Origin of the sequence: Bradyrhizobium sp. 1 (assembly GCF_023073315.1) — a bacterium.
Lineage (GTDB): Bacteria > Pseudomonadota > Alphaproteobacteria > Rhizobiales > Xanthobacteraceae > Bradyrhizobium.
In genome coordinates this window covers 364,010-388,738 of sequence record NZ_JADPJH010000010.1, presented here as the reverse complement: position 1 = coordinate 388,738, position 24,729 = coordinate 364,010, and the positions used below count along the sequence as shown (strand labels likewise).

21 protein-coding genes, 1 tRNA gene and 2 pseudogenes are annotated in these 24,729 nt (G+C 64.3%); 15 read left to right on the top strand and 9 right to left on the bottom strand.

The window, feature by feature from the left end:
* Positions 1-7: 7 nt before the first annotated feature.
* Positions 8-757 (bottom strand): SDR family oxidoreductase, encoded by a 750-nt coding sequence (locus IVB29_RS04480; protein ID WP_247502169.1) that lies wholly within the window; start codon positions 755-757, stop codon positions 8-10.
* A gap of 321 nt (positions 758-1,078) precedes the next feature.
* On the opposite strand from IVB29_RS04480, the gene IVB29_RS04475 reads away from it, so the two are divergent.
* Both IVB29_RS04475 and IVB29_RS04470 read left to right on the top strand, forming a co-directional pair.
* Positions 1,079-1,960, top strand: a complete 882-nt coding sequence (locus IVB29_RS04475; protein WP_247502168.1) for a LysR family transcriptional regulator — start codon at positions 1,079-1,081, stop codon at positions 1,958-1,960.
* Positions 1,961-2,050: 90 nt separating this feature from the next.
* Positions 2,051-3,673 (top strand): annotated as a pseudogene (locus tag IVB29_RS04470) (ABC transporter substrate-binding protein).
* Here IVB29_RS04470 and IVB29_RS04465 read toward each other — a convergent pair.
* Positions 3,670-5,013: a glycoside hydrolase family 3 N-terminal domain-containing protein gene (locus tag IVB29_RS04465; RefSeq protein WP_247502167.1), complete on the bottom strand. Its 1,344-nt coding sequence runs from the start codon at positions 5,011-5,013 to the stop codon at positions 3,670-3,672. The pseudogene IVB29_RS04470 and the gene IVB29_RS04465 overlap by 4 nt on opposite strands.
* A gap of 187 nt (positions 5,014-5,200) precedes the next feature.
* Here IVB29_RS04465 and IVB29_RS04460 point away from each other — a divergent pair, with 187 nt between their 5' ends.
* The 3 genes from IVB29_RS04460 to IVB29_RS04450 are packed head-to-tail and all read left to right on the top strand — an operon-like array spanning position 5,201 to position 9,000.
* Positions 5,201-6,694, top strand: coding sequence for a DUF4173 domain-containing protein (locus IVB29_RS04460; RefSeq protein ID WP_247502166.1), 1,494 nt, complete (start codon positions 5,201-5,203; stop codon positions 6,692-6,694).
* An 18-nt stretch (positions 6,695-6,712) separates the two neighbouring features.
* Positions 6,713-7,417: a response regulator transcription factor gene (locus IVB29_RS04455; RefSeq protein ID WP_247502165.1), complete on the top strand. Its 705-nt coding sequence runs from the start codon at positions 6,713-6,715 to the stop codon at positions 7,415-7,417.
* Positions 7,414-9,000 carry an ATP-binding protein gene (locus IVB29_RS04450; RefSeq protein WP_247502164.1) on the top strand — a complete coding sequence of 529 codons (1,587 nt, stop codon included), beginning with the start codon at positions 7,414-7,416 and terminating at the stop codon, positions 8,998-9,000. The genes IVB29_RS04455 and IVB29_RS04450 overlap by 4 nt, the downstream gene beginning before the upstream one ends.
* Here the strand turns inward: IVB29_RS04450 and IVB29_RS04445 are convergent.
* Positions 8,997-9,137, bottom strand: a complete 141-nt coding sequence (locus tag IVB29_RS04445; RefSeq protein WP_018321489.1) for a hypothetical protein — start codon at positions 9,135-9,137, stop codon at positions 8,997-8,999. The two genes, IVB29_RS04450 and IVB29_RS04445, sit on opposite strands and share 4 nt — an antisense overlap.
* 289 nt (positions 9,138-9,426) lie before the next feature.
* On the opposite strand from IVB29_RS04445, the gene IVB29_RS04440 reads away from it, so the two are divergent.
* The 3 genes from IVB29_RS04440 to IVB29_RS04430 all read left to right on the top strand — a co-directional run bounded on the left by IVB29_RS04440 (position 9,427) and on the right by IVB29_RS04430 (position 12,592).
* Positions 9,427-9,918, top strand: coding sequence for a hypothetical protein (locus tag IVB29_RS04440; protein ID WP_247502163.1), 492 nt, complete (start codon positions 9,427-9,429; stop codon positions 9,916-9,918).
* Between the two features lie 141 nt (positions 9,919-10,059).
* Positions 10,060-10,989, top strand: coding sequence for a carboxylesterase family protein (locus tag IVB29_RS04435; protein ID WP_346731266.1), 930 nt, complete (start codon positions 10,060-10,062; stop codon positions 10,987-10,989).
* Positions 10,990-11,365: 376 nt separating this feature from the next.
* On the top strand, positions 11,366-12,592 hold the full coding sequence (locus IVB29_RS04430) for an ABC transporter substrate-binding protein (RefSeq protein ID WP_247502161.1): 1,227 nt from the start codon (positions 11,366-11,368) through the stop codon (positions 12,590-12,592).
* Between the two features lie 246 nt (positions 12,593-12,838).
* Here IVB29_RS04430 and IVB29_RS04425 read toward each other — a convergent pair whose 3' ends face one another.
* Positions 12,839-14,401 (bottom strand): adenylate/guanylate cyclase domain-containing protein, encoded by a 1,563-nt coding sequence (locus IVB29_RS04425; protein ID WP_247502160.1) that lies wholly within the window; start codon positions 14,399-14,401, stop codon positions 12,839-12,841.
* Positions 14,402-14,590: 189 nt separating this feature from the next.
* Between IVB29_RS04425 and IVB29_RS04420 the strand changes: the two genes are divergently transcribed.
* Both IVB29_RS04420 and hisC read left to right on the top strand, forming a co-directional pair.
* The gene (locus IVB29_RS04420) at positions 14,591-15,682 is read left to right on the top strand and encodes an enolase C-terminal domain-like protein (RefSeq protein ID WP_247502159.1); all 1,092 of its coding nucleotides are present in this window, start codon (positions 14,591-14,593) and stop codon (positions 15,680-15,682) included.
* A gap of 43 nt (positions 15,683-15,725) precedes the next feature.
* On the top strand, positions 15,726-16,778 hold the full coding sequence (hisC, locus tag IVB29_RS04415; RefSeq protein WP_247502158.1) for a histidinol-phosphate transaminase: 1,053 nt from the start codon (positions 15,726-15,728) through the stop codon (positions 16,776-16,778).
* Between the two features lie 25 nt (positions 16,779-16,803).
* On the opposite strand, the gene IVB29_RS04410 is transcribed toward hisC, so the two are convergent.
* Complete coding sequence (locus tag IVB29_RS04410) at positions 16,804-17,055, bottom strand: hypothetical protein (RefSeq protein WP_247502157.1); 252 nt, start codon at positions 17,053-17,055, stop codon at positions 16,804-16,806.
* A 238-nt stretch (positions 17,056-17,293) separates the two neighbouring features.
* On the opposite strand from IVB29_RS04410, the gene IVB29_RS04405 reads away from it, so the two are divergent.
* Positions 17,294-17,815 (top strand): DUF4440 domain-containing protein, encoded by a 522-nt coding sequence (locus IVB29_RS04405; protein ID WP_247502156.1) that lies wholly within the window; start codon positions 17,294-17,296, stop codon positions 17,813-17,815.
* 207 nt (positions 17,816-18,022) lie between these two features.
* Here IVB29_RS04405 and IVB29_RS04400 read toward each other — a convergent pair.
* Positions 18,023-18,097, bottom strand: a tRNA-Val gene (locus IVB29_RS04400).
* Between the two features lie 74 nt (positions 18,098-18,171).
* Complete coding sequence (locus IVB29_RS04395) at positions 18,172-18,531, bottom strand: response regulator (protein ID WP_028179810.1); 360 nt, start codon at positions 18,529-18,531, stop codon at positions 18,172-18,174.
* Positions 18,532-18,862: 331 nt separating this feature from the next.
* On the opposite strand from IVB29_RS04395, the gene IVB29_RS04390 reads away from it, so the two are divergent.
* The 3 genes from IVB29_RS04390 (at position 18,863) to IVB29_RS04380 (ending at position 22,107) form a co-directional block, all read left to right on the top strand.
* A complete protein-coding gene (locus IVB29_RS04390; protein ID WP_247502155.1) occupies positions 18,863-19,753 on the top strand; it encodes an N-formylglutamate amidohydrolase in 891 nt (296 codons plus the stop codon).
* A gap of 529 nt (positions 19,754-20,282) precedes the next feature.
* Positions 20,283-21,065 (top strand): histidinol-phosphatase, encoded by a 783-nt coding sequence (gene hisN, locus IVB29_RS04385; RefSeq protein WP_247502154.1) that lies wholly within the window; start codon positions 20,283-20,285, stop codon positions 21,063-21,065.
* Between the two features lie 76 nt (positions 21,066-21,141).
* Positions 21,142-22,107, top strand: a complete 966-nt coding sequence (locus IVB29_RS04380; protein ID WP_247502153.1) for a tripartite tricarboxylate transporter substrate binding protein — start codon at positions 21,142-21,144, stop codon at positions 22,105-22,107.
* A 20-nt stretch (positions 22,108-22,127) separates the two neighbouring features.
* Here IVB29_RS04380 and IVB29_RS04375 read toward each other — a convergent pair whose 3' ends face one another.
* Positions 22,128-23,018: a LysR substrate-binding domain-containing protein gene (locus tag IVB29_RS04375; protein ID WP_247502152.1), complete on the bottom strand. Its 891-nt coding sequence runs from the start codon at positions 23,016-23,018 to the stop codon at positions 22,128-22,130.
* A gap of 90 nt (positions 23,019-23,108) precedes the next feature.
* Between IVB29_RS04375 and IVB29_RS04370 the strand changes: the two genes are divergently transcribed.
* A complete protein-coding gene (locus tag IVB29_RS04370; RefSeq protein ID WP_247502151.1) occupies positions 23,109-23,861 on the top strand; it encodes a sulfite exporter TauE/SafE family protein in 753 nt (250 codons plus the stop codon).
* A 37-nt stretch (positions 23,862-23,898) separates the two neighbouring features.
* Here IVB29_RS04370 and IVB29_RS04365 read toward each other — a convergent pair.
* Positions 23,899-24,530, bottom strand: a pseudogene (locus IVB29_RS04365) (LysE family translocator).
* Positions 24,531-24,729: the final 199 nt, after the last annotated feature.

Genomic DNA, 24,729 nt, shown 5'->3' with positions numbered 1-24,729 from the left:
CGTCGCTTCAGACCTGCGTGATGCCGCCATCGGCCGCGAGGTCGATGCCGGTGCTGTAGCTGCTGTCGTCCGACGCCAGAAATAGAATGGCGGAGGCCATTTCCTCCGGGCGTCCAATGCGGCCGAGCGGCGTGATCGAGGCGAAGAACGCGCGCGCGCCTTCGGCCTCTTCCGGAGTCTTGAACTGGCCGTCGATGATCGGCGTGTCGATCGCGCCCGGCGACAATGTGTTCACGCGGATGCCGCGATCCTTCAGCTCCATCGCCCAGGTCCGCGAGAACGAGCGCAGCGCGGCCTTGGTCGCGGCGTAAGTGCCGTGCTCCGGCAGGCCCTTCAGATGCAGGCCGGAAGACACCAGCACGATCGAGCCGCCCTTGCGCATCAGCGGCAGCGCCTTCTGCACTGTGAAATAGGCACCTCGCGCATTGATGCCGAAAGTCTTGTCGAAATGATCAGGAGTGACGTCCACCGTGAGCTTGCGCTCAACGAACGCGGCGCTGGCGACGACGATGTCGAGCGCACCTTTCTCCTCCTTCACGCGGGCGTAGAGCCGATCGAGATCCTCGAGAGTGGCAACGTCGGCCTGGATCGCGGTAACATTGCGCCCGATCTCGGCCTTGGCCTTGTCGAGCTCGCTCTGGCGCCGTCCGACGATGAAGATGTAGGCGCCTTCGGCCACGAAGGTCTTCGCCGCCGCGAGGCCGATACCACTGGAGCCGCCAGTGATGACGGCGATCTTTCCTGCGAGCTTTGACATGATACGGTCCTTTGGTTCGGGCGTGCGGGAGCGCTCAGCGCTTGCACGCCGTTCAATGAGAATTTGAGAACGAAGAGAGAGTGACCGGCGCACAAGCCACGCCGGCCGGTTCTTGATCAGGCTGCCTTGCCGGCACGCGGCCGGTCGAGCACCGGCAACAGTTCGGACGGGTTGGGGCGGTGTGTGTAGTCCGGTTCACCTCCGCATAGGCGATGATGCCGTCACGGTAGCTCCATCAATTGCTGTTGGCCCGGCCTATCTGGATCATTTGAGAATGAAGGGGTATATGGCGGTTTCGGAGAACATCTATTTGGATTTCAAATGGGCGACCGGCTCCAGGAATTGACCATCTTCGTGCGGGCGGCAGAGAGCGGCAGCTTCTCGAAGGCCGCGCGCGAGCTCGGCCTTTCGCAGCCCTCCGTGTCGCGGATCATCGGCGAATTGGAGAGCCGGCTCGGCGTCAAGCTGCTGCTGCGGACCACGCGCCGGATCACGGTGACCGACGCCGGCGCGCTGTTTCTCGCTCGCGCGCGCAACGTGCTGGCCGATATCGAGGATGCCGAGGACGCCGCACGCGGCGTCGACTCCTTACGTGGGACGCTGCGCATCACAATGCCGGTCGTGTACGGCACGCGAAACATCATCCCGCGCCTGCCAAAATTCTTGCGCGCCCATCCCCTGCTGCGCGTCGAGCTGTCCGTCGCCGACGAACGGCACAACCTCGTGGCAGAAGGCACCGACGTCGCCATCCGCCTGGGCCCGCTCGGCGACTCCGGCTTTGGCGCACGGATGCTTGCGACGCTACCTCGCTTTCTCGTCGCCGCGCCGTCCTACCTCGCCGAGCGCGGGATCCCGAACACCCCGGCCGACCTCGCCTCGCATGACTGCATTTTCGGGCCCGGCCTGTTCGGCCGCACCACCTGGTCGTTCACCCGCAATGGCGCGGAGACCTCGGTCGATGTCCACGGTCGCATCACCACCGATTCCGGCTCCGGCGTATTCGCGAGCGTGCTGGCGGGGCTCGGCATCGCGATGACCTCGCCGGTGATGGCCGGCCGCGAGATCGAGTCGGGTGCACTGGTGCCGCTGCTGAAGAGCTACAAGCTCGCCCCGGTGGACGTGTACGCCGTGTTTCCGGCGGGTCCGCGTCCCTCGACCAAGGTACGGGCGCTGGTCGACTTCCTGGCTGAGGAGCTGAGATAGGCCGCCGGGTACTGCTTGCGACAATCTGAGGCGCGCCGATGGCATACGCCTTGCCTCTCGATCGCGAGACAACTCTCCGGGGAGGCGCCAATGACCGCATCATCGCTCGATATCAACCGTCGCAATGTCGTGCTCGGCGGTCTGGGCGCGGCCGGCATGACGGCCGTCGCTGCTCGCTTCGCCTGGGCACAGGGGCGCAGCGAGACGCTGCTTGTGGTGCAGGAGCTTGGGCCGAACTCGCTCGACATGCAGGGGGTCGGCTCGAACCAAACCGTGAATGGCTTGTCCTGGAATTGCTACGACCGCCTGCTCTCCTATGCGTCCAAGACATTGCCCGATGGGACCGTGTCCTACGACCGCGAGAAGCTCGCGCCTGAACTCGCCGAGAGTTTTGAGGTCGCCGCCGACGGCATGTCCTGCACCTTCAAGCTTCGCAAGGACGCAAAATTCCATGACGGCACGCCTGTCACGGCCAAGGACGTCAAATGGTCGTTCGACCGCGCGGTGAAGGTCGGCGGCTTTCCGACTTTCCAGATGTCGGCGGGATCTCTGGAGAAGCCCGAGCAGTTCGTCGTCGTCGACGACCACACCTTCCGCATCGACTATGTCCGCAAGGACAAGATGCTGCTGTTCAATGTCGCCGTCGTCGTGCCCTTCATCATCAACTCAGAACTTGCGAAGAAGAACGCGACGGCGGAAGACCCGTGGGCGCTGGCGTGGCTCAGGACCAACGAGGCCGGCGGCGGCGCCTACAGGATCGAGAGCTGGAAGCCCGGCAGCGAAACCGTGTTCACGCGGTTCGACGACTGGAAGAGCGGCCCGCTGCCCAAGCTGAAGCGCATTATCGCGCGCGACGTCCCCTCCGCCGGCACGCGCCGCGCCATGCTGGAGCGGGGCGATGCCGACCTCTCCAGCGGCTTTGCGCCGCGCGATTTCGAGCAGATCATCAAAGAGGGCAAGGTCAAGGTCTCGGGCGTGCCGATCCCGAATGCGCTCTGGTACGTTGCGCTGAACACCGCAAAGCCGCCATTTGACAATGTGAAGCTGCGCCAGGCTATCGCCTAGGCGATGCCGTATGAGCAGATCCAGAGCAGCGCGTTCTTCGGGCGCGCCGTTCCGATGTACGGCGGCGCGGCGGAGGTTTCAAAGCCGGTCTGGCCGCAGCCGTCTCCCTATGTCACCGATCTCGACAAGGCCAAGGCGTTGATGAAGGAGGCGGGATTCGAATCCGGCCTGGAGACCACCTTGTCGCTCGACACCGGCACTGCGACGGTCGGCGAGCCGACCGCGATCCTGATCCAGGAAAGTCTCGCCAAGATCGGCATCAAGGCGGCGATCGAAAAGATCCCCGGCGCGAACTGGCGCACGACGCTGAACAAGAAGGAGCTGCCGCTCGCGCTCAACCGCTTCAGCGGCTGGCTGGATTATCCCGAATATTACTTCTACTGGAATTTCCACGGCAACAATTCGATCTTCAACATCTCCTCCTACCAGAACAAGGAGATGGATGCCCTGATCGACAAGGCGCGGTTCACCGCGGATGCGGCGGAGTACGACAAGACCGTGAAGGATTTCATCGCGCTCTGCATGCGCGACGTCCCTGTTGTTCCGCTCAACCAGCCGATCCACGACGTCGCCATGCAGAAGGCCATCACCGGCTACGAGTTCTGGTTTCATCGCGAGCCGGACTACCGCCAGTTCGCGAAGGACTAGTGCCGGTCGACGACACGAACCACGCTTGAGACGGCTCGCGCCTGTTCTATCGGAAAGCCTCGCGCCAGCCGCGCCTCACTCGCGTGCAGCATCGCGGCATCGAGCCTGCCCCGCCGCGATCCCTCCAGCGCGCATTCAAAGACCCGGTAGAACTGCGCGCCGTCATAGGCGACCAGCAACCTATCGACGCCGGCATTGATGGCCTCGACCACGGCCTTGCAGACGTCGTTCTGGTAGATCGCGCCCATCACGAGGTCGTCGGTCATCACCACGCCCTGGTAATTCCACTTGTCGCGGATGATGCCCTGGACGACACGCTTCGAATGCGACGCGGCGCGGTCAGGGTCGACGGCGGTGAGCGTGACATGCCCGACCATCAGCGCGCTGCGCGAATGCGACAGCACCTCGCGGAACGGGAGCCAGTCGGTCACTTCCAGCTCCCTCACCGGCGTATTGAGATTGGCACTGAAATGATGCGTGTCGGTGCGCACGCGGCCGATGCCGGGAAAATGTTTTAGCGTCGCGCCGACGCCGGATTCTTCCAGCCCGCGAACATAGGCGCTTGCAATCGCGCTGACGACGGCGGGATCGGTCGCAATGGCGCGCTGGCCGATCAGCGTGTGAAAATCGAGGCGGTTGCGCCGAACCGGCGGCTTGAGGTCGAGCACCGGCGCGAGGTTGAGGTTGACGCCGAGGCCGGCGAGCTCACGGCCGTGGATGCGGCCGAACTCTTCGGCCCGGACCTGCTGCTCGTCGGGGGCGAGCCCGGTGAGCGTCGCCAGCGCCGGCAGTTTTGTCAGCGGCGGCGCCAGATGCCCGACGATGCCACCCTCCTGATCGGCGGCGACCACCAGCGGCGGCAGGCCGGCTGCGCGCCGCTTGTCCTGGAGCGCCGCGATCTCGGCCCGCAGCGTCTCGATGGTCCGGCCCCGGATGTTGTGCCGGGTGACATAGACGCCGCCGATCAAGCCTTGCTCGGCGAGGCGCGCGACCTCGGGAAAGGAGGAATAGCCGACCATGAAGTGAGGTCCGAGCTGACGCGCCTCGGTGGCGCTGGCCTTGAGGACATCATGCTTGCGCAGCTCGAACTTCAGATGCGCAGCCGACATCAGCAGCGGTGGCAGGCACCAGAGCACGATGAGCAGCTTGCCCGCGATCGTGCGCCAACGCCCCTGGCGCAGCAGGACGATGACGATCAGGACGCTTGCGACGACAAGCGCGATGTTTCCGGCGCCGCGCAACACGAGCAGATAGGGATCGTTTTTGTTCGCGGCCGCGAACGCGACGAGAGGCGCGGCAAGCCAGAGCAGGATGAGACCGATGCGATGGAGGAGTTGCATGATGCGTCACGTCCAAATTGATGAACGCATCGCACCTATCAGCGCGACTTACGCTGCGCGAGGGGCAAAAGCGCACCTGCACGAAAACTGCAAAAGACTCCTGAAAGCGTGCTGACGAAGGTCCCGGTTTTTGCGCAAGCGCCGTGCAGACTGCACGGTATCGCTACTCACGAAAGGTCATTCGGACATGACGAGCCTGGCTACGACGACGACGGACATCCAACCGATCAGACCTTCGGCGGTCTCGGCCAAGCTCGCAATGGCGCTGGTGCTCGCAGCGCTCGCCGACTTTCTGCTCTACGGACAGCGAATGGGGCTGTCGCTGGCGATCCTGGCCGTCGCGATCGCCTGCGCCTCGCTACTCGTCAACCATGCGACATTGGATCTTCGCCGGGCCGTGACCGGCGGCGTGATCGTCGCGCTCGGTCTGGTGCCGGCCGTGGAAGAGCTCAACGCGCTCTCATTCCTGATCCTCGTCGCGGCGCTGGTCATTGCGCTTCTGCTCGCGACCAACCCGGAGACGACTGGGCTCGCGGATCGCGCCCGGGCGCTGCGAAACTTTGTCCTGTTCGGTCCCTTCAGGTTCTTCCCCGACGCGCTCCAGGTCTTCAACATGTCGGCCTTCACCCGGGGCATCGCGCTCTGGCTGATGCCTGTTGTGCTGAGCACCGTCTTCGTCGCACTTTTCGCGGCGGCCAATCCGGTGATCGAGCAATGGGTCTCCCTGCTCAATCCAAAACTTGTCTTCGAATTTATCAGCATTCCGCGCGTGCTGTTCTGGGCCACCATGTTGGCGCTGGTCTGGCCGTTCATCCATGTGCGCTGGCGGCGCAAGACGGCTGTCACCACCGCCGCTGCCGATGTGCCCCAGCCGCCGCCGCTCCAGTCCCAGGTCTCGGCGGAATTTCTCGGGCCCTCGACGATCCTGCGCTCGCTGATCCTGTTCAATCTGCTGTTCGCGGCACAGTCGATTCTCGACGGCATCTATCTGTGGGGCCACGTCGCACTGCCCACCAGCATGACTTATGCCGCCTACGCCCATCGCGGCGCCTATCCGCTGATCGCCACCGCACTGCTCGCCGCCGCCTTCGTCCTGGTCGCGATGCGACCGGGCGGGCCGGCCGAAAAGTCGAAGGTGATCCGACCGCTGGTCTATCTCTGGGTGGGGCAGAACGTGCTTCTGGTCGCCTCCTCCATCCTCCGGCTCGATCTCTACGTCGAGGTCTACATGCTGACCTATTGGCGCATCGCGGCCTTCATCTGGATGGGGCTGGTGGCGCTCGGGCTGATCCTGATCGTCGCCCGCATCGTGCTCGACAGGTCCAACGAATGGCTGGTCGGCGTCAATCTGATCGCGCTGGCGATCGTGCTCTATGGCTGCTCGCTGGTGAACTTCGATGCCTTCATCGCCAACTATAATGTCGCCCACAGCCGGGAAGCATCGGGCAAAGGCTTGCTGGTCGACATCAACTATCTCTTGACGCTCGGGCCGCAGGCGCTCCCCGCCATCGACAAGGCCATCATGCTCAGACCCGGCAACCCCGAGAGCTGTCTTGTGTCGCGCCGCGACCGCCTTGTAGAACAGCAGCGTCAGGATCTGGCCTGGCGGAGCTGGGGCTTCCGGAACTGGCGGCTCCAGCGCAGGCTGGACGCGCAGGCGCAAAATCTACCGGCGGGCTGACAGGTAGCGGAGAATTTCTTGGCGCATCGCATTCTCATCGTCGACGACGAGGGCCACATCCGCGAGGTCATCCGCGTCGCGCTGAAGAAGGCCGGCATGGACGTGATCGAGGCGCGCGACGGCAAGGAGGCGCTCGCCCGCTTCGCCGCCGACAGGCCTGATTTGATCGTGCTCGACATCGGCATGCCCGAATTCGACGGCCTCGACGTCTGCCGCGAGGTGCGCAAAAGCTCCGACGTGCCGATCCTGTTCCTGTCGGCGCGCGACGAGGAGATCGACCGCATCCTCGGCCTCGAGATCGGCGGCGACGACTATGTGACAAAGCCGTTCAGCCCGCGCGAGCTGGTCGCGCGGGTCAATGTCATCCTGCGCCGGCTCAGCCCGCGCAATGGCGAGATCAAGGCGGGGCCGGCGGCGCTTGCGCAAGGCGGCCTGCTGATCGATCCCGAGCAGCACGTGGCGACCTTTGCAGGCTCGCCGCTAAAACTGACCGCGATCGAGTTCGGCATTTTGCGCGCGTTCCTGACCCGGCCGAATTCGGTCTTCAACCGCGAGCAGCTGATGCGCGCGGCCTATCAGCTCAACATCCAGGTCTCCGACCGCACCATCGACAGCCATATCCGCAACATCCGCGCCAAGCTTGCGGCGGTGAATTGCGAGAACGTGATCGAGACCATTCACGGCGTCGGCTTCAAGCTCGGCCGTTGCGAGAAAGAGGCATGAGCGCGGCCCCCGACAAATGGCGGCCGTCGCTCACGTTCGTGATTTTCACGGTGCTGGCAACGGTCGGTGTGCTGCCGCTGGTCGGCCTGTTCTTCTTCCGCCTCTACGACAACCAGCTGATCCGCCAGACCCAGGCCGAGCTGATCGCGCAGAGCCGCGTGCTCGCGACAATCTATGCGCAGGAGGTCACCGCAAGGCTCGACAGCGGCCTCACGCTCGGCGCGGAGGTGCCGCCGAACGTGCTGCCTGACCCCGGCGACCAGGTCACGCCGATCCGCCCCGAACTCGACCTCACCGCCAACGATCTGCTGCGGCGGCGGCCGGATGCAATCCCCGCGCCCCAGCCGGCACAGCCGGCCTATCTCGAGATCGGCGCAAGGTTCAATCCGATCATCCGCGAAACCCAGAAGGTCACGCTGGCGGGCTTCCGTATCCTCGATCCGCAGGGCGTGGTGATCGCCGGGCGTTACGAGGTCGGGCAATCGCTCGCACATATCGAGGAGGTCGCCGACGCGCTGCACGGGCAATACCGCGCGACCTTGCGCAACCGCGTCCCGGATCGGCCGCCGCCGCCGATCTATTCCTTCAGCCGCGGCCTCGGCGTGCACGTGTTCTCGGCGATGCCCGTCATCGTCAACAACCGCGTCGCAGGCGTGATCTACACCACGCGAACGCCGAGCAACATTTTCGACCATCTCTATCAGGAGCGCGGCAAATTCGTGCTGGCCGGGCTTGCCGTGATCCTCGGCACGATCGCGATCGGCCTCGTGTTCTCCCGCACCATCACGCTGCCGATGCGCGAGCTGATCGAGCGCGCCGCACGGATCGGCCGCGGCGACCGCGAGGCGTTCCGGCCGCTCAGGCACTACGGCACACGCGAGTTCGCCCAGCTCTCGCAGAGCTTCCTCGGCATGGCCGAGCAGCTGGCACGGCGCTCCGACTATATCGCGACCTTCTCGGCGCACCTCACCCACGAGCTGAAATCGCCGCTGACCTCGATCAAGGGCGCCGCCGAGCTGTTGCAGGATTCGGTTCAGGGCAAATCAGGTAGCCTGACGCCCGACGAGCAAAAGACGTTCATCGCCAACATCCTGTCCGACACCCAGCGGCTGGAGGCGATGGCGCAGCGGCTGCGCGAGCTCGCCCGCGCCGAAAGCCTGCCGCAGAACGAGCGGACGGAGCTGGCGCCCGTCATCGCCGACCTCAAGAGCCGGTTTCCGATGAGCTCTATCGAAGCCAGCGGCAGCCTCGACCGTACCATCGGCATGTCCGGCGAGAAGGCGCTGATCGTGCTGTCGCATCTCACTGATAACGCGATGCGGCACCAGGCCGGGACCATCAGGCTGGAGGCGGTTGACGAGCGGACGACCCTGCTGCTGACCGTGAGCAATGACGGCGAGCCGATCTCGGCACCGAACCGCGACAGGATCTTTGATGCGTTCTTCACCACCCGCCGCGACCAGGGCGGCACCGGGATGGGGCTTGCGATCGCGCGCGCGGTGATGGCGAGCCATGGCGGCTCGATCAGGCTGAAGCCGACCGACGACGGCGTCGCCTTCGAACTCCAGTTTCCGGCAGCCTAGATCGCGAACACCCAGGCGGCGACGATGGTGCCGATGGTGACCAGACCGGCGATGGTCCAGCCGGCGGCATATTCCAATTCGGGATGACCGGTCGCCCGCATGATCTCTGCCGGATCGGCGGTATGCTTGTGTGCCATGACAGCCTCGCACGTGTTGTCCCGTGTCATGGATAAGTCGCATCAGCGGCCAAAAGGTTCCGTCACGGACGCGCGAACGACAAAAAACGCGAAAACAACCCCATGCACAGTAGAAACCGCGTTCCGGCACGAGGCTAGGTCGCGCCGCGCAAGCGTTTGACAGATCGGTGCAAAACGCCCGTTTCGCGCCATCGCCGGCCACCCCCGCCTTGTCTTCCGAATCGGCTTGCATGCTAGACTGGTTCCCATCCAAGTCAGGGGGAAGCATGGCCGACGACAAGGCAAAGCGATGACACCCGTTCGCCTGATCCTGGCCTGCGCCCTTGTTGCCGCAACCGCTTCCAGCGTTGCCGCGGCCGCCGACGCGCCCGCCAAGGTCACTGGCTCAACCGCGCTGGCGCTCGCGGGCGTGATCGCGCCGTTGTCACCGGTCCTGTCGGGCGCCGAAAAGAAGGCAATGGCGATGCTGTTCGCCGCCAACCCCGACATTCCCTACAAGAAGCCGATCGTGGTGACCGCCGACCGGATCGTCTGCCGCACCGGCAATGTCGACATCACCGTTCGCAATTGCGAGGTGACCTTCGGCAAGAAAGTGAAGACCGTGAACGGCTCCACCGCCAACGAGATCTTCGCCACGGAAGCGCTGGCCGGCGTTCCCGCGGATGGCGCGGCGGGATCGAATTTCGAGAGCCTGAGCAAATTAAGCTGCACGATCGACCCGAACGCCATCCGACGGAAGGACGGCAGCGGGGCGGATTGCATGTTCCAGCCGGGGAATTGAGCCGGCCGCCAGAGAACCAAGCGCGCCGCCGTCAAATCGCCCCAAGCCCAGCTAACTAATCAAGACCAGCCAACTAATAAGGCGAATAGAGAAGACAGGCCTCAAGAGCGAGCCAATATGGCGCGCAAGGCCACCCACATCATGAAGAATTATCTCGCATTCTTGCTTGTTCTGACCGTCACGACAGCTTCCGCGCATGGGCCGGTATCCATGAGGCGGACGGCACCGTCCGACCTCGTCCTGACAGGCCTCACCGATTCCGACACCACCGCCGGCGGCACCGCGCGGCTGTGCGAGCAAGTCACCTTCTCGCGCGGCCTGCGCTACGGCGAGAGCGAAGCCAATGTGCTCGATGTCGCTGCAAGCAGCACCAAGGCGGACACGCCGCGGCCGGTGCTGCTGTTCGTGGCCGGCGACACTTTTACCGGCGACCGCGGGGCGCCGGACCTGTCGCGCGAGATCCAGGACCAGGCCATGTGCTTTGCCGCGCGCAACGACATGATCGGCGTGCGCGTCAATTATCGCCTGGCGCCGGCGGCGGCCTGGCCGATGGGAGCCACCGACGTGGCAGCGGCGCTGTCCTGGGTCCACGGCAACATCGACCTGTTCAACGGCGATGCCCGCGAGATCGTCGCGGTCGGCTATGGCGCCGGCGCCTTTCACGTCGCCACCCTGCTGGCGCATCCCGAGTTCCAGACCGAGCGCGCCGACGTCGCCGGCGTGGTGCTGGTGTCCGGAATCTACCGTGTCGGCAAGGATGCGAGCGACGGCGAGAAGGCCTATCTCGGCACGGACGCCAACCAATATGACAAGCGATCGGCCTTTCCCGGCATCCTCAATGTCGACGTGCCGATCGTGCTGGCCTGGGCCACGGACGATTCCGCCGGCATCGTGGCGCAGGGCGAGACCCTGAAGAAGACGCTCTGCGGCACCGGCCACTGCCCGCGCGCCTCACTCCTGCGCAGCCGCGACGGCATCGCCGCCGCGTTCGGGCTTGATGGGTCGGGCGACAGTCTTGCGGAGCCAACACTGCTGCTGGTGCGGCAGCTGGAGGCGCGGGGGCTGCCGTAGCTGTTGCGAGCGCTGCGGCTATTGCTCTCACCGTTTGCTGGGCCACCCCTCTCCCCCGCCCTCCCCCGCAAGGGGGGAGGGAGCGCAGCGGAGTGCGCGGCTGCTCTGGACGCTCATCATCGTTCCACAAATTAGTCAGGGTGCACTCACCAGAGCAAAGGTATGTTCCCTCCCCCCTTGCGGGGGAGGGTTAGGGAGAGGGGTGCCACACGGCACACTCTCTCAATCGACAGCGCGTCAACACGCCTGCCGTTTCGTTCGGGCCGCTTCGAAGCGGCCCGTCACGCCACAGCTTTGCCAAACGCTTGACGTAGATCAACTCGCCTGGGTGCGGATTAAGCCGACCTCGTTGGGGGCCAACGACAAGGTGTCGAGCATGCGCGTCACCGGCAGACTGCTGTTCGTCCTGACCGTCGCCTTCGCTTCGCTGGGGGCGATGTCGCAGCAACAGCATTCGGAGCAGCCAGCGACCGACAACGAAATCCGCATCGGCAACGTCATGCCGTATTCGGGGCCGCTGTCGGAATTCGGCGCGATCGGCCAGGCGGAGGCCGCGTATTTCGACATGGTCAACGCGCGCGGCGGGATCAACGGCCGCAAGATCCGCTTCATCACGCGCGACGACAATTCCGATCCGGGAAGCGCGCTGGAGCTGACGCGCAATCTCGTCGAGAAGGACGACGTGCAGCTGATGTTCGGCTCGTTCGGCACACCCGGCAATCTCGCCACGCGCTGGTATCTCAACGAGAAGAAAGTGCCGCAACTGTTCGTCGCCTCCGGTGACGAGGAGCTGAGCCAGGCCAAGGCGTTTCCCTGGACCATGGGCTGGCAGCCGTCGTACCGTTCGGAGGGGCGCATCTACGCCAACTACATCCAGGCCTATTATCCGCACCGCAAGATCGTGGTGCTCTGGCAGAACGACCAGTTCGGGCGCGCGCTCCTCAGGGGCATGGAGGAAGGTCTTGGCGATCTGAACCGTCTCGTTCTCGTCGACATCGCCTTCGACATCAACGACGAGCATCTCGACGGGCACGTCTCGATCCTCAAGCGCGCGGGCGCCGATATCTTCGTCTTTCTCGGCGTGCCGTCGACGGCGGCGAAGGTGATCAAGCTGGCGGCGTCGCTCAAATGGCGCCCGGTCTTCATCGTGAACGACGCCTCGGCCTCGATCGCCAACGCGATGGCGCCGGCGGGCCTGGAGAATTCCTCCGGCGTGATCTCGGCGGCATTTCTGAAGGATCCAAGCGATCCCGCATGGAAGGACGACGCCGCCATGAAGGACTGGTTCGCCTTCATGGACAAGTACCACCACATCGAAAGCACCAACAACAGCGCCGCACTCTATGGCTACGCCGCGGCAGAGGCGTTGACGCAGGTGCTGAAGCAATGCGGCGACGATTTTTCGCGCGAGAACATCATGCGGCAGGCGGCTTCGGTGAAGAGCTATCAGCCCTCGGTGGCGTTGCCCAACATCAGGATGAACACCTCGCCGAGCAGCTATCTGCCGATCAGGCAGATGCGGCTGGTTCAGTTTGACGGGCGCTCTTGGCAGCCGTTTGGTGACGTGATCGAGACGGCGTTCACGGAGGGGGCGGCGAGGTGAGGTGATTCACGTAGCGCGGTTGCCGGCTAGTGCGAGTACTCAATGCTACACTGTATCGACGGCGGAGGTGCGCTCCCTCCCGCGCTTGCGAGGGAGGGCTGGGGCGAGGGTGCATCCGCAATCGAGAACCTCCAAGAGGACAGAACCCTCACCCGGCGCTTCGCGCCGACCTCTCCCGCAAGCGGGAGAGGCGACGCACCTGCCTCCTGGCCACAGCCGGGCACGATCAGAATTGAACTTGCCGCCTCACGCCGGCTTCAGCGAGGCCAGCGCGCTTTCCAGCAGCGAGCGCACCCGTGCCGCGTCGCCTGACTTCACCACGGCGGGATCGAGATAGAGCTCCAGCCCCGGCGCGCGCTCGGTGATGATGCCGCTTCGCTCCGCCGCCGTGTCGTTCAGCGCATCGACCGAATACGGAATCACCTCGCGGCTGATGCCCTTCATCGTGATCGCCGGCAACGCGTGGGCGCGGACGATGTCGCTCACCAGCGCAAAGGTCTCGTAGCTCAGCACGATGCCGCCGGGCTCGGCGATGGATTGCAGGCGCGCGGCGAGATTCGCCTCGGCACCGATGATGGTGTAGTCCATGCGATCGCTGCTGCCGAAATTGCCGACATTGCAATAGCCTGAGTTGATGCCCATGCGGGCCTTGAACGGCAGCTCGATGCCGGACGCCCGCCACTTCGCATTGAGCTCGGTGAGGCGGTGCTGCATGCGCCAGGCCATCTGGAGGCAGGCCTGCGCGTCGGTACGATCGCCCTTGGTCTCGGGGTCGCCGAAGAAGATCAGCATGGCGTCCCCGATGAACTTGTCGATAGTGCCGCCATATTCATGGGCGATCGCCGACATCTCGGTGAAATACTCGTTGAGCAGCTGGGTCAACAATTCGGGCTGAAGCCGCTCGGCGGTCGCCGTGAAATTCTGGATGTCGGAGAAGAAGATCGTGAGCTTCTTGCGCTCGGTGTGGATGGTGACGTCCTTCTGGCCGCTGAAAATACTCTTGTAGACTTGCGGCGGGATGTAGCGCGAGATCTTCATCGAGAGCGAGGCCAGGAAGTCGTTGGCGGATTCGAGATCCTTGTTCATGCCCTTGATGCGGCTCGCCTGGCGGCGCTGGAGCGACAGGAACGAGAGGCCGCAGCCGGCGGCGATCAGGAAATAGGCCAGCAGGAACTTGAACGAAAAAATATTGGCGGCGATCGGCTGGGCGATGATCACCTCCTGGATGCCGCGAACATCGCCCACCTTCCAGTCCTTCTTCGGGCTCTCGGGGTGGCTGTTGTGGCAGCTGACGCAGGCCGGCCCCATCATGACGGGCGCGACGAGGCGGACCTTGTCAGAGAACAGCGAGGTCTCGGTGTCGACGATCTTCCGCTCGGGATCGGCACGCAGTGCAGCGAGCGCGTCCTTCTCGAAGGGATCGAGCTGGTGCGGCGCGCGGTTCTGGAACGGGAAGTCCGAGACGAAGCGGTAGGTGATGTTCTCCTGCTGCGCGCCGATCACCCGGCCAAGCTCGAGCGACAGCGTCGCCGGGATCGGGATCGCGCCGGGGATGGATTCGTAATTGTGCACGACTTTTGTGCTGCCGTTCGGGTTGGCGAGGATGCGCCCAACCACGTTGGTCGCGTAATAGCTGCGTACGCTCGTAATCACCGAATTGAGGTCGACGGCCTGCCGGCGCAGCGCCGTCTTGGAGAGCTCGGTCAGGTCCAGCCACACCGCGAGCGGCAGAGCGAACAGGAGGAAGGCGATCACGGCGCCGATCAAAATGCCGTTCTTGCGCTGTTCTTCGGAGATCTCGTGTTTCACGCTGTGGCTCCGTGGTGTGCGTCTTTGTCGCAAACTTCCGGGATTTGCGGCAAACCATGCAATGGCACTGAGCCGATAAACGCAGGTACGCGCAACCCCATTTTATGGTGGTCGTCGCAAACGTCTTTTCGTTTCATGACGAATGTTTAAGATGGGTATTGACCTGCATTCACTCCGCCGGGAGCCCCCATGACCTCGACCATCCGCATCAAACGCTTTGTCGCGCGGCCCGTAATCGCGCCGATGAATTTGCCGCTCAAGACCTCGACGGGGGTGGTCGCCAAGGCACCGCTGGTGCTGATCGACTGCGAGACCGATCTGGGCGCCGTGGGGCACGCCTATCTGTTCTCGATCACGCCGTCGGCCTTGAAGCCGCTGACGGCGATGGTCACGGAAATGTCGGAGCTGCTCGCCGGCGACGAGCTGCTGCCGTTCGAGATCGAGCGCAAGCTGACCCAGCGCTTCACGCTGCTCGGGCTCGCCGGCCTGCAACGGCTGGCGCAATCCGGCATCGACATGGCGGCGTGGGACGCACTCGCCCGCGCACGCGGCCTGCCGCTCGCCCGCCTGCTCGGCGGCGCGCCGAAACCGGTGCGCGCCTATAATTCGAAGGGGCTCGGCATTATGCCCGCGGGCGCCGCGGTTGAGGAGGCGCACAAGCTGCTGGCCGAGGGTTTTCACGCCGCAAAGATCCGCGTCGGCCGCCCCGATGCGCGAGAGGACCTCGCTGTGGTGCGCGCGGTGCGCAAGGCCGTAGGCGACGAGGTCACGCTGATGTGCGACTACAACCAGGCGCTCACGGTCACCGAAGCGATCCGCCGCGGCGAGATGCTCGACGACGAGGGGCTGACCTGGATCGAGGAGCCGATCCGCCACGACGATTACGAGGGCTGCGCCCGGATTGCGGATGCGTTGCGCACACCGGTCCAGATCGGCGAGAATTTCGACAGCGCCTTCTCGATGCAATCAGCGCTGTCGGCGGAAGCCTGCGACTACGTAATGCCCGACGTGCAGCGCATCGGCGGCGTCACCGGCTGGCTCCGCGCCGCCGCGCTCGGGCATGCCGCCGGCATCGAGATGTCGACGCATCTGTTCTCGGAAGTCAGCGCGCACCTGCTCTGCGTGACACCGACTGCGCATTGGCTGGAATATGTCGACTGGGCCGACGCGGTGCTTTCGACGCGGCTGAAGATCAAGGACGGCTTTGCGCTGCCGAGCGACGAGCCGGGGAACGGGATTGCGTGGGACGAGGCGGCGGTGAAGAAGTATCTGGTCGCCTGACTACAAGCACAACCGCGTAGCCCGCCAAATCGAGTTGAAAATCATGAGCCGCTTCTGGAGTTCCGTCGTCCGCGACCTCTCGCCCTACGTGCCCGGCGAGCAGCCAAAAATCCACGACCTCGTCAAGCTCAACACCAACGAGAATCCGTACGATCCCTCGCCGCATGTACTGGCTGCGATCGCGGCCGCGACGGACCGCCTGCGCTTCTATCCCGATCCCGGCGCGACCGTTTTGCGCGAGGCGATCGCGGCGCGCTACGGCGTGACGGCCGATGAAGTGTTCGTCGGCAACGGCTCGGACGAGGTTTTGGCCCACACGTTCCAGGGCCTGCTGAAGCAGGACGCACCGCTGCTGTTCCCTGATATCACCTACAGCTTTTACCCGGTCTATAGCCGCCTGTACGGCATCCGCTACGAAGAGGTGCCGCTCGATGCCGCGATGCAGGTGCAGATTGCCGACTTCCGGCGGCCGTGCGGGGCCATTCTCCTGCCCAACCCGAATGCCCCCACCGGCATCGCGCTGCCGCGCGACGGGATCGAAGCGCTGCTGAGTGAGCATCCGGACCAGCTGGTGGTGGTGGATGAGGCCTATGTCGATTTCGGTGCCGAGAGCGCCATTCCGCTGGTCGCGCGCCACGACAATCTCCTCGTCATCCAGACCTTCTCGAAATCGCGGGCTCTCGCGGGCCTGCGCGTTGGCTTTGCCGTCGGCCAGCGGCCTTTGATCGAGGCGCTGGAGCGGGTGAAGGACAGTTTTAACTCATACCCGCTCGATTGCCTTGCCATCGCCGGCGCCGTCGCGGCGATCAAGGACGAGGCTTGGTTCGAGCAGACCCGCGGGCGCATCATCGCGAGCCGGGAGAAGCTGGTCCGCGACCTCTCAGGATTGGGCTTCGAGGTCGTGCCGTCCATGGCGAACTTCGTGTTCGCCCGCCATCCCGGCCATGGCGGAGCCGAGCTCGCAGCCGGGCTTCGCAAGCACGGCGTGCTGGTCCGGCATTTCGCAAAACCCCGCATCGGGGATTTCCTGCGCATCACGGTCGGAACCGAGGATCAATGCAGTCGCCTGACCGCCGTGGCGCGCGGCCTGGTCTGATATCTGCGCGCGCCGTGGCGGAGTGCTACCACGCCTCCGCGCCCGGGATCTTCTTGCGCACCGCGATGCGCTGGATCCAGATGCAACGGCGGACGGACCGGTTGGAGCGACCGACGGCGGAAATCCCCTCGCCGGCATGAAGCAGCGGCGCCACATTCTGCCGCAGCTCACGGCAGCGCTGGAGCTCGGCTTGCCAGTCAATGATCGCAGCGTCAGCGCGCGACGCCATCAGCACCAGCGTTATCGTTGCAAGTCCGATCGTTCGGATGGCACTCATGGGCGAGCCTGCGTCGTGGATGACATCGTACCGGGATGGCGCCACGAGATCATAACCCAACTGGGTGTCGGCGGCGAGAGGATGCCCGTTGCGTCCCGCGACATCCGATGGCCCGAAGCAACGCATCCGTGATGTCACGGTTTCCGCCGATCGTGCGATCAGGAAACGTCGGCGAGACCATCAATGGTATGACGAACACCATTCAAATGCCGACGGCAAACGACGAGAGGTAAGCACGATGCGACCCGAGATGTCTCCAGGCAGCGTCAGTCCACGACCATTGGCGCGGCGCCGTCGTCTTGCCGCGACTGCCGCGGCGCTGTTCCTCGGCGCGACGGTCTGGTCGGCCGGACCTGCGCTGGCCGCGGCAAATGACGCCGAGGCGCGAACCATCTTCGAGAAGTTCATTGCCGCGCAGAATGCGCATAATGCGGATGACGTGAAGGCCCTGCTCTGGAATTCGCCGGCCACGCTGTTGTTTGCGAGGGGCATCGAGACGCGAGGGCGCGATGCGGTCGCCGCCCGCTTCAAGGACTATTACGAGGGTACCTGGCACCTCGAACCCGACATGTCGAAATTCCGCGTTGCCGTGATCTCGAACGAGGTGATGCAGGTCCTCGTCCCGATCGTCTTCACGCGCGGCCTTCCCGGCAAGCCACCACAACAGAGTATTTTTCTGATCAGCCAGACCTATGTTCAGGATGCGAACGGCTGGTCGGTGGCCTCCATCATGCCGGTGGCGAACACGGAGCTGAAATAGCGGCGGTCCGGCGTTGGGAGGGGGGGTGGCATGTTCGAGCGAGAGGAGCGTGACGCTCCAGTCCGTCTACGCTCTTCGAGCTACGCCGGACACGCTTCGCGTTGAGATTGCTTGGTGGCTTGCCTGGCCGTAGCTCGCGGCGGCAGCCCGCCTGCGCCCGTTGGGCTTCGGCGTGGCATCCTTCACTCGGCTATCGCGAGCGAAGGATGGTGGGCGCGACAGGGATCGAACCTGTGACCCCTACCATGTCAAGGTAGTGCTCTCCCGCTGAGCTACGCGCCCTAGATGTCGTCTAGATCGGGTCGGGTCCCTATAACGGCTCAAGTGAGCCGGTGCAAGGACGGAAGGGGGCCGATTTAGGCCGCCAGCATCTTGTTCACTTCGCTGACCAATTCGCGCAGATGCACGGGCTTGGAGAGCACCTTGGCGTTCTTGGGGGCGTCCGAATCCGAGTTCAGGGCGACCGCGGCGAAGCCGGTGATGAACATGATCTTGATGTCGGGATCGAGTTCCGAGGCCCGGCGGGCGAGCTCGATGCCGTCCATTTCCGGCATCACGATGTCGGTCAGCAGCATCTCGAACGGCTCTTCGCGGAGCCGCTGATAGGCGGCCATGCCATTGTCATGGGATGAGACCTGAAAACCGGCGTTTTCCAGCGCCTTGACCAGGAAACGGCGCATGTCGTTGTCGTCTTCGGCGAGCAGGATTTTTGCCATGGCAGGAAACGTCGAATCCCCAGAGGATTTCAGCAGAGGTCACTAAGCCCGACAGAGGGTAAATTTGGGGTGAAAATCTTTACCTTCGCGGCTCGCGCTGCCGGCTCCTTGTGAACCCGAATGCGGCCCGAATCAATCGAGCCACACTGGCGTGTCCCCGCCTCCTTGCCCGCACGGTTAAGACATGTTCCAGCGCCGATCACATCTTTTCGCTTGGCAGAATGGTTGTGATTCCGGACAATGACGACACATAAGAGCCGTTGGACGGCCGAATCATTCGATCCAGGGCTCATGCCCGGTCGTGCGGCGCGAAGGGACGAAGCCTGAGAAGATGACCCGGTTTGACGGCGAGGTGTCGCCAGCCTTCGAGATCATGGAGCCCGCCGAGTGGCGCGCGCCCGTCATCTTCAACTCGCCCCATTCCGGCTCGACCTATCCGGACGAATTCCTGAGCGCCTCGCGGATCGACCTGCCGCAGCTAAGGCGCTCCGAAGATTCCTTCATGGACGAGCTGATCGGCCATCTCAGCGCGCGCGGCTTTCCGACCGTGCGGGTCAACTTTCCCCGCTCCTATGTCGACGTCAATCGCGAGCCATATGAGCTCGACCCGCGCATGTTCACCGGGCGGCTGCCGAGCTTTGCCAACACCCGCTCGATGCGGGTCGCGGGCGGCCTCGGCACCATCCCGCGCGTGGTCGGCGACGGCCAGGAGATCTACCGCGAGCGCATTCTGGTCGACGACGCGCTGGCGCGGATCGAGACGCTGTACAAGCCCTATCATCGCGCGCTGCGCCGGCTGATCAACAAGGTGCACCAGATGTTCGGCACCGTGGTCCTGGTGGACTGCCACTCGATGCCCTCGGTCGGCGTCAGCAGAGACGAGCCGCGCCGGCCCGACATCGTGATCGGCGACCGCTACGGCACCAGCTGCACGCCGCTGCTGCCTGACCGGGTCGAGGAGACCATGACCGGGCTCGGCTATTCGATCGGCCGCAACAAGCCCTATGCCGGCGGCTTTATCACCGAGCATTACGGCAACCCCGCGAGCGGCCTGCATGCGGTGCAGCTCGAGCTCAACCGCGCGATCTATATGGACGAGCGGCGGCGTGAACGCGGTCCGCGCTTTGCGCAGGTGGCGTCCGATTTCGGCGTGCTTGCCGACGTGCTGGCGACGACGATCCCGTTCGGCGATCTCGGCCCGTTCCAGGCCGCCGCGGAATAGACGCGAAACTTTTCTTCGATAGATTGGATCGTCTGCGATGGGAGCGAACGCGTTTTCGCTTCGCGTTTCTGCGCGCGCTGAACGAAGACCGATGCTTAAAAGAAAAAAGGGCCGCTTCTGATGAAGAAGCGGCCCAAGTCTAGGGAGGAAACGCCCAAGGAGGGCAGCAGTAACGCGAGAAGCGCTACCGCACCGCAACAATATGCGGCCGCGACGCACAAAGTGCAAGAGCTTTTGAGCTGTTTCCCATGCAATATGCACATGGCTCATTTGCTTATAGCGAAACCCAGATTCAGTTTCTTTGATAAGGAAATTCAATGGGTTGATAGTCATTTGCATACCAACAAGGCAAATTCGGAACTAAGCTTTCAACTCAATGATCGATATTTGGCCAACCTATGACCGAGGTAAGGCAGCGGCCTTCGGCATCCAAAATACCAGGGAGCAAATCAAGACAGCGCTGCACGCGAGAGGCGAATTGAGCTAGGCAGAGATGAGCTTCACCCCACTTTCGTTTTGAGGATGCGCCGTGACGGTGATCGACTTCTCAGCCTTCATCGGACGGCTCGCTACCGCCTCCGGCGAGACCATCCTGCCGTTCTTCCGCACCTCGCTGTCGATCGACGACAAGAGCAAGACCAGGGAATTCGACCCCGTGACGGAGGCCGACCGCGCCGCGGAAGCGGTGATGCGGCGGCTGATCAAGGCGAGCTTCCCCCAGCACGGCATCGTCGGCGAGGAGTTCGGCAATGAGCGGGAAGACGCCGACTACGTCTGGGTGCTCGACCCCATCGACGGCACAAAGTCCTTCATCGGCGGCTTTCCGATCTGGGGTACGCTGATCGCGCTCCTGCACAAGGGCACGCCGGTCTACGGCATGATGCACCAGCCGTTCATCGGCGAGCGGTTTTCCGGCGACAACGGCTCGGCCACATACAAAGGCCCCTCCGACGAGCGCCGGCTCCAGGTCCGCCGCTGTGCTTCGCTCGCGGAAGCCACGACCTACACCACCAGCCCGCTGCTGATGAACGAGCGCGACCGCGCCATCTTCGGCCGGATCGAGAAGGGCGCGCGTCTGTCGCGCTATGGCGGCGACTGCTACTCCTATTGCATGCTGGCCGCGGGCCACGTCGATCTCGTGGTCGAGACCGAGCTGAAGCCGTACGATATCGCAGCCCTGATCCCGATCGTGACAGGCGCCGGCGGCGTCGTCACCACCTGGGAAGGCAAACCGGCCCAGGGCGGCGGTCGCATCATCGCGGCCGGCGACGCCAGGGTTCACGAAGAAGCACTGAAACTGCTCAACGGTTAGGCCACTTAATTGTTTGCGCATGATCCTCTCGGAAAACCGCTGCACACTTTTCCGGATCATGCTTGAAGGAGCCTGCATGAAAAACCGGCGCAAGCTGCTGCTCGCATTCCTGCTGCTGTTTCCCACCCTCGCCTCCGCCCAGAATTTTCCCGCAAAACCGATCAAGCTGATCGTGCCGTTCCCCGCCGGCGGCCCCAACGACATCATCGCCCGGGTGATCGGCCAGCGCATGTCGGAGCTATCAGGGCAGCCGGTGCTGATCGACAATCGCGGCGGCCAGGGCGGCGTGCTCGGCACCGATGCGGTCTCGAAGGCTCCCCCCGACGGCTACACCATCGCGATCTCCTCAGCCGGCGCGCTCGCGATCAGCCCGAGCATGGAGCGGGTCGCCTACGACACCTCGAGCGATCTCACGCCGATAACACTGGTTGCGACCGTGCCGGAAATGCTGGTGGTCGCCACCAATGTGGAGGCGAAAAACGTCAGTGAGCTGATCGCACTCGCCAAGGCGCAGCCCGGAAAACTCAATTTCGCCTCCTCCGGCCCCGGCAGCCTGCCGCATCTTGCCGGTGAACTGTTCAAGCTGACGGCCAAGATCGACATCGTGCATGTGCCCTATCGCGGCGCCGCGCCCGCGGTGAACGATCTGCTGGGCCAGCAGGTGCAGATGACGTTCCTCGATCTCCCCGTGCTGCTGCCGCAGGTCAAGGCCGGCGCGCTGCGACCGATCGCGGTCGGCTCGCCCGAGCGCTCATCGACGGCACCCGACGTCCCGACCACCGCGGAAGCGGGCTTTCCTGATCTGCGCATCGAGAACTGGTACGGCATGGTCGCGCCGAAGGGCACGCCGAAGGAAATCGTCACCGCGCTGCATGGCCTCGCGACCAAGGCCATGGCGGATCCCGCGGTGAAGGAAAAGCTCGCCCAGCAGGGCGCGACGCTGATCGGCGATGAGCCGGAGCATTTTCGCAGCTTCATCGCCGACGAGACCAGGAAGTGGGCGAAGGTGATCAAGGACGCCGGGGTCGAGACGGCGAAGTAGCGCGCGATAAGCGCACGACCTCACACTGCCGCTGCCCTTAAATGCTCCACCAGCATCTTGGCCGGCCGCGGCAGCGTCTTGAAACTGCGCGCGCAGATCACGAGCTTCCGGTTGGCCCAGGCATCGCGCAGGCGGACCATCGCGAGCGGCATCAGTTTTGCGCAGCGGCGGGCGGCGGCTTCCGGCACCAGGGCGACGCCGACATCGGCTGAGACCAGCTGGCAGATCGCATCGAAATCGCGCAGGCGCGCGCGGTAATGCGGGCGCATGCCGAGGCGGGCCGCGTGCTTCGATATGTGCATTTGGAGCGCGGTGGCGCTGGTCAGCCCGACGAATTCGCAATCGTTCGCCTCCTGAAAATCGATCTGGCGGCGGCCGGCGAACGGGCCACGCCTCGACGTCACCAGCGTCAGGCGATCCTCGCTGAACACAAAACGCTCGATATGCTCCGGCAACGCGTGCTCGGCAGCAAAACCGAGATCGGCGGCGCCCGCGGTGATGGCGGCGGCGATGTCGGTGCTCTCGCGCTCCTCGATGTCGATGGCGACGTCGCGATGCTCGCGCAGGAAGCCGGCGAGCGCCTTGGGCAGATGCTCCGACAGGCCCGAAGTATTGGCGAGGAAATGCACGCTGGCGCGCACGCCGCTGGCAAAGCCGGCGAGATCGCCGCGCATGGCATCGATCTGGTGCATCACGACCCGCGCATGGTCGAGCAGGCTCTCGCCCGCAACGGTCAACTCGACGCCGCGGCGGCCGCGCTTGAGTAGCGCGACGCCGAGCGCGTCCTCGAGCCCCTTGATCCGGGCGCTGGCCGAGGCCAGCGCGAGATTCGAGCGCTCTGCGCCGCGGGTGATACTGCGCTGGTCGGCAACGGCGATGAACAGCTGGAGGTCGACGAGGTCGAAACGCATGGCAGGTCTCCTCAGCTTTCGCTCCAGACGAAGGCTGTCTCCGTAACCTGCAGATTGTGCCGGAGCGCTGCTTCGGTCAATGTGGCCGATATGATCGACCCGCTTCTCATTGTCATCGCTGCCGTCTTCCTGGTCGCCGGATTCGTCAAGGGCGTCGTCGGGCTCGGCCTGCCGACCGTGTCCATGGGCCTGCTCGCCGTGAGCATGGCGCCCAGCCGCGCGATCGCCATCGTGATCGTGCCCGCCATCGTCACCAACATCTGGCAGACCTTTGTCGGCCCCCATCTGCGCGACATCCTGAGGAGGCTGTGGCCGCTGATGATCGGCACCGTGATCGGCTGCTGGCTCAATGCCGGCGCGCTGACCGGCCCGCATGCACGCTACGGCACCGTGGTGCTCGGCATCCTGCTGGTGATCTACGCCATCATCGGCTTGAGCAAATTCCAGTTCCGCGTCGCCCCTCGCAATGAGAAATGGGTCGGCGGCATAGTCGGCGTGATCACCGGCGTGATCTCGGCCTCGACCGGCGTGCAGGTGATCCCCTCGATGCCGTTCATGCAGGCGATCGGCATGGAGAAGGACGAGCTGGTGCAGGCGCTTGGCGTGTTCTTCACCACCGCGACGCTGGCGCTTGCCTTCAACCTCACCGCTGGCGGATTGCTGACGCCGGCCAATGCCGTGCCGGGCGCCGTCGGCATGGTCATGGCCTTTGCCGGCATGTTCATCGGCCAGTCGGTGCGGGCTCGGATGCCGGCGGAAGCGTTCCGCCGCTGGTTCCTGATCGCGATGATCTTGCTCGGCGTGTATCTCGCCGGCAGCGCGCTGCTGAAGGAGTTTGCCTGAGAGAAGATCGGAGCCTCATGTCATCCGTTCGGATGAGCTACCGCGTCTCCAGCATGGCGACGCGGATGCCGAGATAGATGAAGAGGCCGCCGAGCGCGCGGTTGACCCAGGCGATCGCGCCCTCGGAGCTGCGCAGGCGGTTGGCGGCCTTTGCCGCGAACGCGGCCAGCACCAGGCACCACAGCGTTCCCGTAAAGATGAAGATCAGGCCGAGCGTCAGGAAGGCGAGCGGCTTGTGCGGGGCATCGGCTGCGACGAATTGCGGCAGGAAGGCCAGGAAGAACAGCGCGACCTTGGGATTGAGCACGTTGGTGAAGACGCCCTGGAGGACACCCGCCGCAGCGAGCTCCGTTCCGGCTCGTCGATGCTTGAGGCCAGCACCGGCCGCGACCACAGCATCTGAAGTCCTGTCACGACGAGATAGGCCGCGCCGACCAGCTTCAGGATCGAGAACGCGGTGGATGAAGCCATCAGCAGGGCCGAAAGGCCGATCGCTGCGCCCGCGACGTGGAAAAAGCAGCCGCAACTGATGCCGAGCGCCGCGGCGGCGCCGCCCTTCCAGCCCATCTGCATGCTGCGGCCGATCACATAGACCGTATCAGGCCCCGGCGTGATGTTGAGCAAGATGCCCGACAGGATGAAGAGCCAGATTTCGTGAATGCCCAGCATGTGAGGTGCCCCGCCGCCCCGCTCCTCGTCTCAAGGCGGAGGGCTTAGTCGGTTCGCTCGTCCCCGTCCACCACCGGTATCGCGTAGGATTTACCTCGAATTTGCAATGCGGATCATACTTTCGCTCGGCCTCATCTGCTCTATAAAGGCAGGGTTCTTGAAATGCGGGATTTCGAGGCGACTGCCACGCCATGGCCGG